Raw genomic sequence first — 15,089 nt, 5'->3', positions numbered from 1 at the left:
TTATCCGCGGAACCCTTCCGGCTCCGGTCGTTCTATGTTAAGAAACTTTACTAACTACTAGCCGGAGGCACGTCGTGAGTTCACCCACCCGTTCAGGGGAGCCGCACCCGGCCCTTGAACGCAAGATCGGCCCGCTGCAGGCGACCGCCATCAACATGACGCAGATGTGCGGTATCGGCCCGTTCGTCACGATCCCCGCGATGGTCGCCACCATGGGCGGCCCGCAGGCGATGTTCGGCTGGATCATCGGGGCGATCGTCGCGCTGGCCGACGGGCTCATCTGGGCCGAGCTCGGCGCCGCCATGCCCGGCGCCGGCGGCACCTACCTCTACCTGCGCGAGGCGTTCCAGTACCGCACCGGACGGCTGATGCCGTTCCTGTTCGTGTGGAGCGCGGTGCTGTTCATCCCGCTGATCATGTCCACCGGCATCATCGGCCTCGTCCAGTACCTCGGCTACCTGATCCCCGGCGTCACCGACGACGCGGGCACGACACCGCTGGGCAAGATCATCGGCGTCGGCATCACGCTCGTCATCGTCGCCGCGCTGTTCCGCAAGATCGGCCAGATCGGCAAGCTCACCACGGTCCTGTTCGTCGTCATGCTGATCGCGGTGCTGACCACGGTCGTCGCGGCGTTCACGCACTTCAGCGGCGCGCAGGCGTTCGCCTTCACCCCGGGCGCGTTCAGCTCGGCCGGCGAGGGCACGTTCTGGGGCGGCCTCGGCGCCGGCCTGATCATCGCCATCTACGACTACCTCGGCTACAACACGACCGCCTACCTCGGCGGCGAGGTCCGCACGCCGGGCCGGACGCTCCCGCGGTCGATCCTCTTCTCGATCCTCGGCATCATGAGCCTCTACTTCCTGCTGCAGGTCGGCGTCCTCGGCTCGGTCCCGCTGGAGGAGCTGAAGAGCGCGACCTCGGTCGCCTCGACCGTGCTCGAACAGGCGTGGGGCACCGGGACGGCGAAGGTCGTCACTGTCTTCATCGTCGTCGCGGCCATCGGCTCGGTGTTCGCCGGCCTGCTCGGCGGCTCGCGCGTGCCGTTCGAAGCCGCGCGGGACAAGGTGTTCCTGCCGATGTTCGGCAAGCTGCACCCGAAGCTGAACCTCCCGACCGCGGGCGTGCTCACCATGGGCGCCATCACGATCATCGGCTCGCTGTTCACCCTGACCGACGTCATCAACGCGGCCGTCGCGACGCTCGTCATCATCCAGTCGCTGGCCCAGGTCGCGGCGATCGTGACGCTGCGCCGCCGCCAGCCGAACCTCAAGCGGCCCTACCGGCAGTGGCTCTACCCGGTCCCGACGCTGCTCGCGCTGGTCGGCTGGGTCTACATCTACGTCTCCGCGACCTGGCTCTCGATCGGGCTGTCGCTGGGCTGGATCGCCGTCGGCGCGCTCGCGTACCTCGTCTACGCCAAGGCTGAGCACACCTGGCCGTTCGGCCCCAAGGAAATCAAAGAAGCCTTCGCCACCGACCCGGAAGGGGCTCGGGCATGACCAAGAAGCTCGCGGCGTTCGCCGCGCTGCTCCTCGTCCCCGGCGTGCTGAGCGTCGCCGGGCCCGCCGCCGCGCAGGACGCGCAGGCCGTCACGAAGCCGCACGGCCTCACCACGATCGGCACGCAGGGCTGGCAGGTACTGACCACCGCGAACGTCAAAGACGGCGGCGAGAAGGTGTCGACGCCCGGCTATGCCACCCGCGGCTGGCTGCCGGTGAAGCCGGACGACGCGGGCGCGCCCGGAACCGAGATCAACGCCCTCGTCCAGAACGGCAAGTGCCCCGACGTCTTCTATTCGGACAACATGCGCAAGTGCTTCGGGTACGTCGACAAGCTCGGCCCCGTCGTCACCCAGCCGTTCGCCGACCCCTGGTGGTACCGCACGGACTTCACCCCGGAGATCCGGCCGGGGCAGCACGCGCAGCTGACCGTCCCGGGCATCGTCGGCGAGGGCGACGTCTGGGTCAACGGCGCGCTCGTCGCCACGAAGGACGTCGTCAGCGGTGCCTTCGCCGGGCACACCTTCGACGTCACGAAGCTGGTCAAGCCGGGCCGGAACACCTTGGCGATCAAGGTCTACCCCAACGACCCGACGAAGATGTACACCCTCGACCAGGTCGACTGGGGCCAGATTCCGCCGGACAACAACACCGGAATCCAGTTCCCGCCGACGCTGCAGGTCTCCGACGCGCTCACCGGCGACAACGCGCACGTCGTGCAGGACAACGCCCCCGACCTGTCCAGCTCGAAGCTGACGGTGAAGGTGGACGTCACCAACAGCACGGCCACCCCGCAGAACGGCGACGTCGCCGCGACGATCACCCCGCCGTCGGGCGCGCCGATCGTCGTCAAGCAGCGCGTCACGATCCCGGCGAACACCAAGCGGACCGTGGCGTTCGCGCCGGTGAAGATCGAGAAGCCGCAGGTCTGGTGGCCGTACTCGATGGGCGGTCAGCCGCTCTACACGCTGACCACCGCGGTCTCGCAGCACGGCGTGCTGTCGACGTCGTCGAAGAGCACCTTCGGCATCCGCACGGTGACTTCGCGGCTGGTCGGCAAGTCCGCACCGCTGCCCGAAGGCGCGCGGCAGTTCACGATCAACGGCAAGGACTTCGTCTTCCGCGGCGGCGGCTTCGCACCGGACCTCTTCCTGCGTTACGACAAGGCCGATACGGCGCACCAGCTCGCGTTGATCAAGAACCTCGGCCTGACCGGCGTCCGGCTCGAGGGCCACGACATGCCGCAGGACTTCTACGACCAGGCCGACCGCGCCGGGCTGCTGGTGATCGGCGGCTTCCTCTGCTGTGACGCCTGGCAGCCCGAGGACGCCGCGAAGCTGACCGACCGCGACTACCGGATCATGCACGACTCCGCGTACACGATCGCGCAGGGGGAGCGGAACCACCCGAGCGTCTTCAACTACGGCTGGAGCGACAACGAGCCGGTGCCGCGCCAGGAGTCCGAAACCCTGAAGGCGTTCAAGGAAGCCGACTTCCAGGTACCGGTGATCGCGTCGGCGGAGTACAAGAGCACGCCGACGCTCGGCCAGTCCGGCGAGAAGGAGGGCCCGTACGACTGGGTCCCGCCGGCCTACTGGTACGACAGCTCGCACTTCGACGCCGAGGACTCCTCCCGCACCAACGCGGGCGGCGCCTGGGGCTTCGCCAGCGAGCAGAGCGCCGGGCACACCGTGCCGACGCTCGACTCGATCAAGCGGTTCCTCTCGCCCGCCGAGCAGGCGAAGCTCTGGCAGGACCCGGCCTACAACCAGTACCACGCGAACTTCGAGCCGGGCCACGGTGGCTACGCGTTCGGCACGCTGTACACACTGGACCAGTCGATCCGGCAGCGGTACGGGAAGTGGAACTCGCTGAAGTCCTATGTGGACCTGGCGAATATCGCGAACTACGAGAACACCCGCTCGCAGTTCGAGGCGTTCCTGCACCACTCGACGGACAAGGCCAACCCGTCGACCGGCGTCGTCTACTGGCAGCTGAACAAGGGCTGGCCGACGCTGTTGTGGTCGCTCTACAACGACGACGGCGACCAGGCGGGCGCGTACTTCGGCGCGCAGAAGGCGAACAAGCCGCTGCACGCGCTCTACGGTTACGACAACGGGTCCGTGACGCTCGACAACCTCGGCGCCACGACGCAGTCCGGGCTCTCGGTGCGGGCTCGCGTCCTCGACACCGCGGGCAAGGTCCTCGACGACCAGACCGCGTCCGGCATCTCGCTCGCTTCGCAGGGCGTGAAGACCGGTGTCCTCAAGCCGAAGGTGCCCGCGGAGACGAAGGCACCCGCGCCCGCGCAGGTCTACTTCGTCGAGCTGCAGGTCTCCCAGGGCGCGAAGGTCGTCGACCGCAACGTCTACTGGCTGTCGACGCAGAAGGACGTCGTCGACTGGGCGAAGACGCTCGGCAACCCGCAGGCGACGCTCTCGCAGTACAGCAACCTGCAGGCGCTGCAGAACCTGCCGAAGTCGCAGGTCAGCGCGGTGGCGTCGACGCGCGCGCACGGCGGTGACCTCGTCACCACGGTGACCGTGACCAACACGGCGAAGACGCCGGGTGCGGCGTTCTTCCTGCGGGCCGACGTCCGCCGCGGCACACCGGACGGCCGCGAGGCACCGGGGGACAACCAGCTCGCGAACGCGACCTGGGACGACAACGACATCACGCTGTGGCCGGGCCAGTCGCAGACGCTGACCGTCACCTACCGGGCCGCGGACCTGCGCGGCGCGGCCCCGGTGATCAGCGTCGACGGCTTCACCACCGGCCGGGTCGTGGTCCGGGGGAGCGGCGCGTGAGCGGGGAACGGATTCTCGGCATCGACTTCGGCGGCACGAAGGTGGCGCTGGGGCTCGCCGACCGCGACGGCACCCTGCTGGCCACCAGCCGGCTGGACACCGACGCGCAGGCGGGGGCCGAGCAGGTGGTGGTGCGCGCGCTCGCCGGCGCCCGGGCACTGCTGGCCGAGACGGGTGCGGTGCCCGCCGCGATCGGCGTCGTCAGCCCGGGGATCGTGCTGCCGGAGGAGATCCTGCTCGCGCCGAACGTGCCGGGCTGGGAGCAGCTGCACCTGGCGGAGCTGGTGGCCGCGGAGTTCCCGGACGTGCCGATCTCGGTCGGCACGGACGCGAAGGCGGCGGCGCTGGCGGAATGGCGATGGGGCGCGCTGGCCGGGGCCGACCCGGCGGTGTTCCTGTCGCTGGGCACCGGCATCGCGGCGGCGGTGCTGGTCGGCGGCCGGGTGCTGACCGGCGCCAACGGAGCTGCCGGCGAGATCGGGTACAACCTGCTCTCGCCGCAGGACACCGAGGGTTTCGCGAGCGGAGCGGCGCCGCTCGAGGAAGCCGTCGGTGGGCGTGGGCTGGGCGGCCGGGCGAGTGAACTGCTCGGCCGCCCGGTCACCGCCGGGGAGCTGTTCGCACTGGCCAAGGAGAACGTCGAAGCCAAGGAACTGGTGACGGCGGCGCTCGACGAGCTGTCGATGCACGTGGCCAACCTGGCGATCGCCCTGGACCCGCAGCGCATCGCGGTCGGCGGCGGGCTCGTCCGCTCGGCGGACGTGCTGCTGCCGGCATTGGCCGACCGGCTGGCGCACGCGGTGCCGTTCCCGCCGGAGCTGGTGTCGGCGCGGTTCGACCAGGACGCGGCGCTGCTGGGCGCGGTGGCGCTGGCGCTGGGCGAGTAGACGGCCGGGTGGCGTGCCGGTGCCCCGACCCGGCGCGCCACCCGGAATCACGCCGAAGCGGTGGCCAGCTCGGTGCGGCGGAACGCGGCGGGGGAGAGCTGGAACCACACGAGGACCGCGCTGAACGCCTGGATCGCCGCGACGACCACCCAGACCCCGCGCAGGCTCCAGTGGGCCGCGACGAGGCCGCCGGTGAGCGCGCCCAGCGGGGTCAGGCCCCAGGCCAGCGCCCGGTGGCTGGTCAGCACCCGGCCGAGCAGCGGCGCCGGCGTGTAGAGCTGGCGGCTGGACTGCGAGCAGACGTTCCAGACCAGCACCGTCGAGGTGAGGAAGACCAGCACCACGCCGATCAGCGGCGGCCACGGCGGCAGCACGGCCAGCAGCAGCGGCGCCACCGCGCCGAGGCCCTGCGCGAGCCGCATCGACCACGAGTAGCCGAGCCGGTCGACGATCTTCTGCACCACGAACGACGACGCCACCCAGCCGACCGCGAGGCAGGCGAGCAGCAGGCCGTAGCCGACCGAGCCGACGTGCAGCACCTGCGTCGCGTAGAGCACGAACATCGAGTTCCCCGCGCTGGCGGCGAACGAGCCGAGGGCGACGTTGAGCGTGATCGCCCGCAGCAGCGGCGTCCGGACCAGGTGCGTGAGCCCGGCGGACAGGTCGCGCAGCGGATGGGTCCGCGCGATGGTCCTCGACTCGGCCGGGATGCGCCGCGCGAGCACCAGGGCGGCCAGCGCGCAGGCGGCGGCGACCCAGGCCGGCGCCCCGGCGGCGAAGGCGACCAGGAACCCGGTCAGCGGCGGCACGACGAACTGCACGACACCCCGGTCGATCACGGTGAGCCGCGCGTTGGCGGCCGCGAGCCGCTGCGGTTCGACGATCTCGGGCAGGAGCGCGCCGCTGGCGCCGTCGCCGAGCACCTGCGCGGAGGTGACGATGAAGGCGACGACAAGCAGCACGGGCAGGCTGAGCATCCCGGCCGACGCGACGGCGGCGAGCACCAGGGCGGCCCCGACCTGCACGGCGTAGGCCCAGGCGAGGACGGTGGTCCGCCGCACGCGGTCGATGAGCACCCCGGCGAAGAGCGACAGCAGCAGCCACGGCGCCTGCCCGGCGATGTTGACCAGCGACACTTCGCGCGGGTCGGTCGTGATGGAGACGGCCAGCAGCGGCAGCGCGGCCAGCATCAGGCCTTCGGCGGACGAACCGGACACCGCGACGGCCTGCAGCCGCACCCATCTGCTCGACATGATCACCAGCGTGCCGAACACGCGCGCGGTGTCAACCGAATTTCGCCCAATGCACTCCAGTGTCCATTGTACGCGAAATGGGCGGTTCGCGCCATTCCGTGATATCCTTGCCGTGGCCGAACAAATCGGTTCCCGGGAATCTCGACCAGTTTCTCTCCCCATTCTTGACGCACGAAGCCGCTGCTCCACGCGAGCACGCGCGTGGACCGATGTGAAGGGGAATTCCCATGAGTGAAATGATTCTGGCCCAGACCGCCAACCTCAACCCCGGGCTCGCCGCGATCGGTTACGGGCTCGGCGCGATCGGCCCGGGAATCGGCGTCGGCCTCATCTTCGCCGCTGTGATCAACGGCACGGCCCGGCAGCCGGAAGCGCGGGGACGGCTGCAGACCATCGGGTATTCGACGTTCGTGCTGTCCGAAGTGCTCGCGCTGATCGGCATCGTCATCTATTTCATCGCGTCGACCAAGTCGTGAGCCGGAGAGTCAGCGGCGCACCCTGGTCGACTCCCGCACGACCAGCTCCGGGGTGAACACCACGGCCTGGTGCTCCGCCTTCGTGTCCGCCGTCTCGGCCAGCAGCAGCTCCGCCGCCGTGCGGCCGAGGCGGCGGGCCGGCTGGCGGACCGAGGTCAACGGCACCGCCGCCGCGCCGGCGAACTCGATGTCGTCGTAGCCGACGATCGCCATCTCCTCCGGGACGCGCACCCCGGCGCCCACCATCGCCTGCAGCACGCCCAGCGCCAGCAGGTCGTTCGCGCAGAACACCGCCGTCGGGCGGGGGCTCGTGCCCAGCAGCCGCGCGCCCGCGTCGCGGCCCGACGAGACGTCCAGGCCGACCGCCTCGAGCACCGTCAGCTCCGCCGCCGAGCCCGCCAGTGCCGTGCGGACCCCCTGTTCGCGGTCGCGGCACTGGGCGAGGATCGCCGGGCCGTTGACGAACGCGATCCGGTGGTGGCCGGTCTCCAGCAGGTGGCGTGCGGCGAGCGCGCCGCCTGCGATGTCGTCCACCGACACCGAGCTCGCCTCGGACGCCGGCGCCTTGCGGTCCACGAACACGTACGGCGTGCCGCTGCGCCGGAACGCGTGCAGGGCCTCGCCGGTCGTCGCGACCGGGCTCAGCAGCACCCCGCGCACCCGCTGCTCGGCGAACATGGCCAGGTACGACGCTTCGAGGTCCGAACGCTGGCCGCTGTTGCACGTGACGATGTTGAGGCCCTCGGCGTGCGCGGCCTGCTCGGCCCCGCGGGCGACGTCGACGAAGAACGGGTTGCCGAGGTCGAGCACCAGGAGTCCCAGCACGCGGCTGCGGCCCGCGCGCAGCTGCCGGGCCGACTCGTCGCGGACGTAGCCGAGCTCCTCGATCACCGACAGCACGCGGTTGCGGGTGGCCGCCGCGACCACGTGCGGCCGGTTGACCACATTGGACACCGTCCCGATGGAGACACCGGCCCGCTTCGCGACGTCCTTGATGCCGACCACCGCACCCCCTCGCTGAGAAGGCGTGAGCCTACCACAGGAATGAAACGTTTCACGGAGGGAATTCCCGCCGAACGTCGGATGATCGCGCCGCTAGGCTCCGAGCCGGTGTGCCTGCCACTGGGAGGAGTCCGGGTGCGGATCTTCACGATCGTCCTGACCGTCGTGCTGGCGTGGGTGCTCGGCGGGGCCGTCGCCGCGGCCGCGCCGATCGTCGAAGGCAGCACCGACGATCCCGTGACGCCCGCGCCCGCGGTGACCCGGCCCGACACCCCGCACTGCACGGTCACGCTCGCCGACGCGTTCCGCTCCAACGCCCCCGACGGCACCCCGCGCTTCTACGAGGGCACGCTCACGCCGCCGCCGTCGTGCCCCGGCCCGTGGGCCAAGGTCGTCATGGACCAGACGGTGACCGTCAGCGGCCGCCAGTACGACCGGATCGGCGACCTGCGGATCGGCGGCACCGAGGTGTGGTGGGGCACCACGGAGGAACCCAGCGGTGAGGGCACCCGGCCGATCACCTACCACTTCGACAAGGATCTCACCCCCTACACCGCGCTGCTGCGCACGCCGCAGCCGTTCCACGGCGGCATCGAGAACTACAACTCGCCGATCTACACCGGCGTCTACGCGCAGACCGTGACGCTCACCTACTACCAGGCGGACCGGAAGCACCCGGCACCCGAGACCCCCGATCACGTCGCGGGCTTCGGGCACGCCGACGCGACCCCGGCGGCGCCCACTGTGCACTTCAGCGCGAAGGACCTGCCGCGCAACATCACCCGCGCCTACCTCGAAGTCACGCTCGAAGGCCACGCGTGCGACGAGCAGTGGTTCGACGACGTCCCGGACGAGGTCGCGGCGAAGTACCCGGCCGCCGGGCTGTGCGGCAAGGGTCCCTACCGCGAGGCGAACTTCGCGATCGACGGGACCGCCGCCGGCAGCGCGTTCACCTTCCCGCACATCTACTCCGGCGGGATCGTGCCGCAGCTGTGGCGCCCGATCGTCGCGATCGACACGTTCAGCCTGCACGCCGAGACCTACGACGTCACGCCGTTCGCGAGCCGTCTCGTGGACGGCGGTGCGCACGACATCTCCTTCTCCTTCCCGGACATCGGCGGCGAGTTCACCGTCGTCCCGACGCTACTGCTCTACACCGACAAAAACGCGGCGCGGACTTCCGGTGCCCTGACCCAGCACGACGTCGCGGCGGCGCCGGAGCGGCGGACGACGGTGAAGGACATCGAGGACGGCGTGAACGTCACGGTGACGGCGAAGCGCCACGACGTCACCGCGGGGTACGTCGACACGTCCGCCGGCCGGGTGTACACGCGGGTGGAGCGCACCCGCGACTACCGCAACACCGACGACGTCACCGGTGGCGGCTTCAGCCAGCACGTCGTCCAGGCCGACTCCGGCCAGCAGTCCTCGGTGTCCACTGTGGACGGGCGGGTGCGGTCGGCGGACCGGCACACCTGGTCCTACCCGCTGACCACGCAGGCGACCGCGAACATCACCGACGACCAGAACCTGCGCATCTCGGGCTCGGCGGAGATGACCAAGGTCCTCGGCGACCTCACCGGCGACGGCCGGAGCTGGCGGCCGGTGCGCGCGTCGCGGGAGTGGCTGAGCTCGTCCGGTGTGCTGGCCCGCACCAACGGCGTCAACACCGAAGCCGACGGCCGGTCGAAGACGCTCTACACCGGCGCCGACGACCTCGGCCGTCCGTACTTCCACTACGTCGCCAGCGAGCACGGGCTGATCACCGAAAACCGGGAGCTACCGCCGCGGGGGTGAGCCCGGTCTCGCGGTCCGTCACCCGATCGGGCTAGTGCGGTACTGTCGGGTGCATGGGGAGTCTCCGCTCGCGAGTCCTGGGCTGGGTCGGCCGCCGGTACCTGGCCCGGCAGTCGAAGAAGGGCTTCGACCTCGAGAAGATGTCGTCCATCCTGCCCGATTCGGCGCTGCTGCCGTTGAAGCGGGACGGGCTGGACCCGGTCGCGGAGATCGGCGCGCGCCGGGCCGAAGCGCCGATCAGCAAGCTCGACCTGCCGTTCGGGATGAACGCGTGGCTGGTCACGGGTTACGACGAGGCGAAGGCGGTGCTCGGCAAGGTCACCGAGTTCTCCAGCGACTTCGGCAACCTCGTCGGCAACGCGGGCGTGACGGCGGACCAGAACCCGGGCGGGCTCGGGTTCGCGGACCCGCCGGTGCACACGCGGCTGCGCAAGCTGCTCACGCCGGAGTTCACGATGCGCCGGCTCAACCGGCTGACCCCGCGGATCGACGAGATCGTCACCGAGCAGCTCGACGCGATGGCCAAGGCGGAGGGCCCGGTCGACCTGTGGCAGGCGTTCGCGCTGCCGATCCCGTCCCTCACGATCTGCGAGCTGCTCGGGGTGTCCTATGAGGACCGCGAAGACTTCCAGCGCCTGAGTACGGCGCGGTTCGACCTCTTCGGCGGCGCGGGCGCGTCGCTCGGCGCGATGTCGGAGTCGCTGACGTACTTGCTGGACATCGTGAAGAAGCAGCGCGAGGAGCCGGGCGACGGCCTGCTCGGCATGCTGATCAAGGAGCACGGCGACGAGATCGACGACCGCGAGCTGGCGGGCCTGGCCGACGGCGTGCTGACCGGCGGCCTCGAGACGACGGCGAGCATGCTGGCGCTCGGCGCGCTGGTGCTGCTGCGCGACGAGAAGGCGTTCGACGCGGTGCGCGGCGACGAGGAGTCGGTGCACCGGTTCGTCGAGGAGCTGCTGCGCTACCTGACCGTGGTGCAGATGGCGTTCCCCAGGTTCGCCAAGCAGGACATGGAGATCGCGGGCGTGTCCATCAGCGAGGGCGACATCGTGTTGGTGTCGCTGTCGGCGGCGGACCGCGACCCGAAGCTGGGCCCGGGCATGGACGAGTTCGACGCGACGCGCGAGCCGACGTCGCACCTGGCGTTCAGCTACGGAATCCACCGCTGCATCGGCGCGGAGCTGGCGAGGATGGAGCTGCGCACGGCTTATCCGGCGCTGGTCCGGCGGTTCCCGAAGCTGCGGCTGGCCGTGCCGGAAGAGGAGCTGTCCTTCCGCAAGGTGTCCATTGTGTACGGACTGGACGAGCTCCCGGTCTACGTGGACTGAGCCCGCTCAGTTCACCCCGCGCGGCCGGAACTGGATGCTGATCCGCGGTCCGACCGGCTTGGCCGTCTTCGGGACGGCGTGCTCCCAGGTGCGCTGACAACTTCCGCCCATCACGAGCAGATCGCCGTGCCCCAGCGGGCGCGCCAGCGTCTTCCCCCGCCGCCCCGTGGGCGCAGCGCGAGCGTGCGCGCCGCGCCCACGGAGAGGATCGCGACCATTGTGTCCTCGCGGGCGCCCCGGCCGATACGGTCGCCGTGCCACGCCACGCTGTCCCGGCCGTCGCGGTAGTAGCACAACCCCGCCGTGCGGAACGGCTCCCGCAGTTCCCGCGAGTAATGCCTGCTCAAGGCGTCACGCGCCGCCGTCAGCACGGGATGGGGGAGCGGGACGTTCTCCCGGTAGTAGCTCAGCAGCCGCGGCACGGCCACCACCCGGTCGTACATCTTCCGCTTCTCCGCCTGCCACGGAACGTTCTCGGCCAGCGCCGCGAACAGTTCGTCGGCACCCTCCAGCCAGCCCGGCTGGATGTCCACCCACGCGCCCGAGTCGAGGTCGGTCCGCTCGGGCGCGAGCGGGCGCAGCGAGAGGGCGCCCTGGGTGTCGAACAGCGAAGACTGCAGACCCGGGTTCATGGACCCCAGCCTACACCTAGATCGAACACCTGTTCTAGCGAATGACGTCGTAGACGACCTTCTGGATGCCGTTCGAGTACGTCTCGCTCTCCACGACCCGGAGCTGCTGCTTGGCCTTGTCGGTCTCGCTGAACAGCCGCTTGCCCGCGCCGAGCAGCACCGGGAACACCAGCAGGTGGTAGCGGTCGATCAGGCCGGCGTCGGACAGCGCCCGGTTCAGCGCGGCGCTGCCGTGGACGATGATCGGCCCGCCGTCGGTCTCCTTGAGCGTGGCGACGTCGTCCAGGGAGCGCAGGATGGTCGTCTCGCCCCAGTTCGTCACCAGGTCCGCCTCCTGGAGCGTGGTCGAGACGACGTACTTCGGCATGGCGTTGTAGCCCGGGAACTCCTCGGTCATGCCCGGCCACACCGGCGCGAACGCCTCATAGCTGACCCGGCCCATCATCATCGCGGTGGCTTCGCCCTGCTCGCGGCCCTTGCAGCTCGTAGGCGGCCGGGTCGAACTCGATGTCCTGGAACGTCCAGCCGGAGTTGCGGTAGCCCGGTTCGCCGCCGGGTCCTTCGACGACGCCGTCGAGCGAGACGAAGGCGGTGGTGATCAGGGTGCGCATGGGGTGCTCCTCGGGGGTTCGGTCCTGCTGTCACGAGTCTGTCGAACGGGCTCGGCCGGAATCGACACGGACACGCTCGAAAACTTCCCACCCGAAGTGGCTCTTGTCCGGCAGTGGTCCATGCTCGTACAGTGCTCCCCAAGTCGGACAAAGGTCTGGACCTCTGTCCCCCTACCGCCGCCGCCTCGGAACGACTTCAGGAGGTTGACGGTGCGCAGACTTCGTGGCGCGGGCGTGCTCGCGGCGGTCGCGGCCGGGCTCGCGGTGCTCACGCCGGCGGCGGACGCCCAGGTCGGGACCGGTCCGTGGATCTCGGACTCGCCGGGCTACTCCGAGCAGGAGCGGGGGTGCGGCCAGATCTCCGGGCTCACCTTCCAGCTCACCTGCTCGACGGCCAGTGGTGACCAGCGCGCGGAACGCCGCTACACCACCTACACCGGCGGGACCCACCAGTTCGAAGGCTCCTTCAAGATCACCAGCATGTCCGGCTCCCGGATCAGTCTCAAGCAGACGTTCCGGGACGGCTCGAACGCCGGCCCGTACTTCATGCTGGCGGTCGAGAAGGGCGGCCGGATGTACGCCGTGGAAGGCGGGGCGACGCTGGGCAGCGGCGCGACCGTCGGCACGTCCGTGCGGGTCAACACGATCAACCAGGTCGGCAGCTCGCACAAGGTGTACCTCAACGGCTCGCTGAAGCAGACGATCTCGAGCCCGGGCGGCAGCTACTACGACAAGTTCGGCAGCTACCGCACGGCCAGCGGAGCGGGGCCGATCACGGTGCAGTGGAGCGGGATCCGGTTCTGGCACAAGTGACGGCCGCGGCGTCCCCGGTCCCGGCCGGGGGCGCCGCCCAGGCCGCGAGGTCGTCCCACGCGGCCAGCCGCAGCCCGCTGGTGAACCGGCGGGGCGTCCCGGTCAGCGGGTCGTCGAAGGCGAGCACCTTGGCCAGCAGCTGCAACGGCTTCGTGAAGTCGTCGAGCGGTTTCTCCCGCAGCTCGGGGTAGAAGTCGTCGCCGAGGATGGGGACGCCGAGGCCGCTGAGGTGCACGCGCAGCTGGTGCGTCCGGCCGGTCGAGGGGATCAGGCGGTACCGGCCGAGCCCGTCGCGGTGCTCGGCGAGCTCGACGTGCGTCTCGGCGTTCACCGGCCCTGGCTCTTCGCGGGCGGCCAGCACGCCGCGTTCCTTGACGATCCGGCTGCGCACGGTCCGCGGCAGTTCGAGCGCCGGGTCGTGCGGCGCGATCGCCTCGTACTCCTTGTGCACCCGGCGGTCCCGGAACAGCGTCTGGTACTTCCCGCGCAGCTCCGGGGTGATCACGAACATCACCAGCCCGGCGGTGACGCGGTCGAGGCGGTGCGCGGGGGACAGGTGCGGCAGGTCGAGGTCGCGGCGCAGGCGCACGAGCGCCGTCTCGAGGATGTGCCGCCCGCGCGGGATGGTCGCCAGGAAGTGCGGCTTGTCGACGACCAGCAGGTGCTCGTCGCGGTGCACGACGCTGATCTCGAAGGGCACCGGCACCTCGTCCGGCAGGTCCCGGTGGAACCAGATGAACGAGCCGGGCTCGAAGGGGGCGTCGACGCCGAGCGGGCCGTCGAGGCCGTGGATGCGCTCTTCGCGCAGCATCTGCTCGATGCGGTCCGGCGCCACCCGGGGCAGCCGGTCGACGAGGTGCGCCAGCAGCGTCGGCCAGTCGCCCTCGGCGGGGAGCTTGAGCCGGGCGGGGTCGAGCCCGTGGCGGGGCGGGATCGGCGGGCGGAGCTTGCGTCTCATCGTCCGTCGAGCCTAGCTGCCGATCCGGCCAAAAGGAGGCCGCCCCCGAGCGGCACGCAATAGGCGCTACGGACCGGTTCGGCCGTGACTGTGGCCGGATTGGCGGCCATCGGCACAGCTAACCCTCTGAGGGCGTCCGGTAGCGCGCGACGTAACGGGCGGTCGCCTCGGCGTTCGCGGCTTCCGCCGCCTCGGCCCGGATGCGGCGGCCGGTGTGGGGCGGGAAGCCCTGCCTGCCGAGCCGGTGCTCGATGCTCTCCTCCATGTACGCGCACGAGTAGAAGTACGCGACGAGCGCCGCCATCAGCACCAGGGACAGGCGCAGCCAGATCGAGCCGGGCAGCAGCAGCCACACGGCGCAGAGCGGCACGATGCCGAGCGACCGCTGCAGCACGTACCGGGCGCGCCAGTGCTTCGACGTCGCGTCGTGCAGGACCCAGTCGTTGTAGCGCACGGGAAGCCGCACGCCCACGGCGTAGCCGGACCAGCGGAGCACACCAGGTCGTTCCATGAGTTCGATAGTACACTAACGATTAGCGTGCTAACTGATGCGGTAGGATCGAGCCATGATCGACCTGGGTGAAGACCCGCTGAAGCTGGACCGGCAGGTGTGCTTCGCGCTGTCGGTGGCTTCGCGCAGCGTGATCGCGATCTACCGGCCGCTGCTGGAGCCGTACGGCCTGACGCACCCGCAGTACCTGGTGATGCTGGCCCTGTGGGAGCGGTCGCCGAGGTCGGTGAAGGACCTCGGCACCACGTTGCGCCACGAGCCCGCGACGCTGTCGCCGCTGCTCAAACGGCTGGAGGCGCTCGGTTACGTGACGCGCGCCCGCAGCCGTTCGGACGAGCGGCAGCTGACGGTCGAGCTGACCGAGGCGGGCCGGGCGCTGCGGTCGGAGGCCGAGAAGATCCCGTACCGCGTCGTCGAGACGCTGGGGATGGAGGTCTCGGAGCTGGAGGCCTTGCACGCGGTGCTGACGCGGGTCATCGACGCGACGGCGTGACGCGCGGAATGCCCCG

Annotated in this window: 12 protein-coding genes and 2 pseudogenes; 8 read left to right on the top strand and 6 right to left on the bottom strand. The window is 70.4% G+C overall.

The window, feature by feature from the left end; translation table 11 throughout:
* Positions 1 to 74 precede the first annotated feature (74 nt).
* The 3 genes from QP939_RS43700 to QP939_RS43690 are packed head-to-tail and all read left to right on the top strand — an operon-like array spanning position 75 to position 5,196.
* The gene (locus QP939_RS43700) at positions 75 to 1,502 is read left to right on the top strand and encodes an APC family permease (RefSeq protein ID WP_285452710.1); all 1,428 of its coding nucleotides are present in this window, start codon (positions 75 to 77) and stop codon (positions 1,500 to 1,502) included.
* Entirely contained in the window at positions 1,499 to 4,309 is a 2,811-nt protein-coding gene (locus QP939_RS43695; RefSeq protein WP_285452709.1) for a glycosyl hydrolase 2 galactose-binding domain-containing protein, read from the top strand. The genes QP939_RS43700 and QP939_RS43695 overlap by 4 nt, the downstream gene beginning before the upstream one ends.
* Complete coding sequence (locus QP939_RS43690; protein ID WP_285452708.1) at positions 4,306 to 5,196, top strand: ROK family protein; 891 nt, start codon at positions 4,306 to 4,308, stop codon at positions 5,194 to 5,196. The genes QP939_RS43695 and QP939_RS43690 overlap by 4 nt, the downstream gene beginning before the upstream one ends.
* Positions 5,197 to 5,243: 47 nt before the next feature.
* Here QP939_RS43690 and QP939_RS43685 read toward each other — a convergent pair whose 3' ends face one another.
* Positions 5,244 to 6,449: an MFS transporter gene (locus QP939_RS43685; RefSeq protein WP_285452707.1), complete on the bottom strand. Its 1,206-nt coding sequence runs from the start codon at positions 6,447 to 6,449 to the stop codon at positions 5,244 to 5,246.
* Between the two features lie 227 nt (positions 6,450 to 6,676).
* Here QP939_RS43685 and QP939_RS43680 point away from each other — a divergent pair, with 227 nt between their 5' ends.
* Positions 6,677 to 6,925 (top strand): ATP synthase subunit c family protein, encoded by a 249-nt coding sequence (locus tag QP939_RS43680; RefSeq protein ID WP_285452706.1) that lies wholly within the window; start codon positions 6,677 to 6,679, stop codon positions 6,923 to 6,925.
* 9 nt (positions 6,926 to 6,934) lie between these two features.
* On the opposite strand, the gene QP939_RS43675 is transcribed toward QP939_RS43680, so the two are convergent.
* Complete coding sequence (locus tag QP939_RS43675) at positions 6,935 to 7,930, bottom strand: LacI family DNA-binding transcriptional regulator (protein ID WP_285452705.1); 996 nt, start codon at positions 7,928 to 7,930, stop codon at positions 6,935 to 6,937.
* Positions 7,931 to 8,062: 132 nt separating this feature from the next.
* Here QP939_RS43675 and QP939_RS43670 point away from each other — a divergent pair, with 132 nt between their 5' ends.
* Both QP939_RS43670 and QP939_RS43665 read left to right on the top strand, forming a co-directional pair.
* Positions 8,063 to 9,724, top strand: a complete 1,662-nt coding sequence (locus tag QP939_RS43670; RefSeq protein WP_285452704.1) for a peptide-N4-asparagine amidase — start codon at positions 8,063 to 8,065, stop codon at positions 9,722 to 9,724.
* Between the two features lie 53 nt (positions 9,725 to 9,777).
* Positions 9,778 to 11,055, top strand: a complete 1,278-nt coding sequence (locus QP939_RS43665; RefSeq protein WP_285452703.1) for a cytochrome P450 — start codon at positions 9,778 to 9,780, stop codon at positions 11,053 to 11,055.
* 6 nt (positions 11,056 to 11,061) lie between these two features.
* Here the strand turns inward: QP939_RS43665 and QP939_RS43660 are convergent.
* Together QP939_RS43660 and QP939_RS43655 are read right to left on the bottom strand one after the other, a co-directional pair.
* A pseudogene (locus tag QP939_RS43660) lies at positions 11,062 to 11,687 on the bottom strand (alpha-ketoglutarate-dependent dioxygenase AlkB).
* Between the two features lie 34 nt (positions 11,688 to 11,721).
* A pseudogene (locus tag QP939_RS43655) lies at positions 11,722 to 12,298 on the bottom strand (dihydrofolate reductase family protein).
* 234 nt (positions 12,299 to 12,532) lie between these two features.
* Here QP939_RS43655 and QP939_RS43650 point away from each other — a divergent pair.
* The gene (locus QP939_RS43650) at positions 12,533 to 13,111 is read left to right on the top strand and encodes a hypothetical protein (RefSeq protein ID WP_285459981.1); all 579 of its coding nucleotides are present in this window, start codon (positions 12,533 to 12,535) and stop codon (positions 13,109 to 13,111) included.
* Here QP939_RS43650 and QP939_RS43645 read toward each other — a convergent pair.
* A complete protein-coding gene (locus tag QP939_RS43645) occupies positions 13,071 to 14,069 on the bottom strand; it encodes an RluA family pseudouridine synthase (protein ID WP_285452702.1) in 999 nt (332 codons plus the stop codon). The genes QP939_RS43650 and QP939_RS43645 overlap by 41 nt on opposite strands.
* 118 nt (positions 14,070 to 14,187) lie before the next feature.
* Positions 14,188 to 14,565 (bottom strand): DUF5313 domain-containing protein, encoded by a 378-nt coding sequence (locus QP939_RS43640; protein WP_434219690.1) that lies wholly within the window; start codon positions 14,563 to 14,565, stop codon positions 14,188 to 14,190.
* A 70-nt stretch (positions 14,566 to 14,635) separates the two neighbouring features.
* On the opposite strand from QP939_RS43640, the gene QP939_RS43635 reads away from it, so the two are divergent.
* Positions 14,636 to 15,073: a MarR family winged helix-turn-helix transcriptional regulator gene (locus tag QP939_RS43635; RefSeq protein WP_285452700.1), complete on the top strand. Its 438-nt coding sequence runs from the start codon at positions 14,636 to 14,638 to the stop codon at positions 15,071 to 15,073.
* Positions 15,074 to 15,089: the final 16 nt, after the last annotated feature.

This window comes from Amycolatopsis nalaikhensis, assembly GCF_030264295.1.
GTDB lineage: Bacteria > Actinomycetota > Actinomycetes > Mycobacteriales > Pseudonocardiaceae > Amycolatopsis > Amycolatopsis nalaikhensis.
This window is presented reverse-complemented; position numbering and strand designations above follow the sequence as displayed.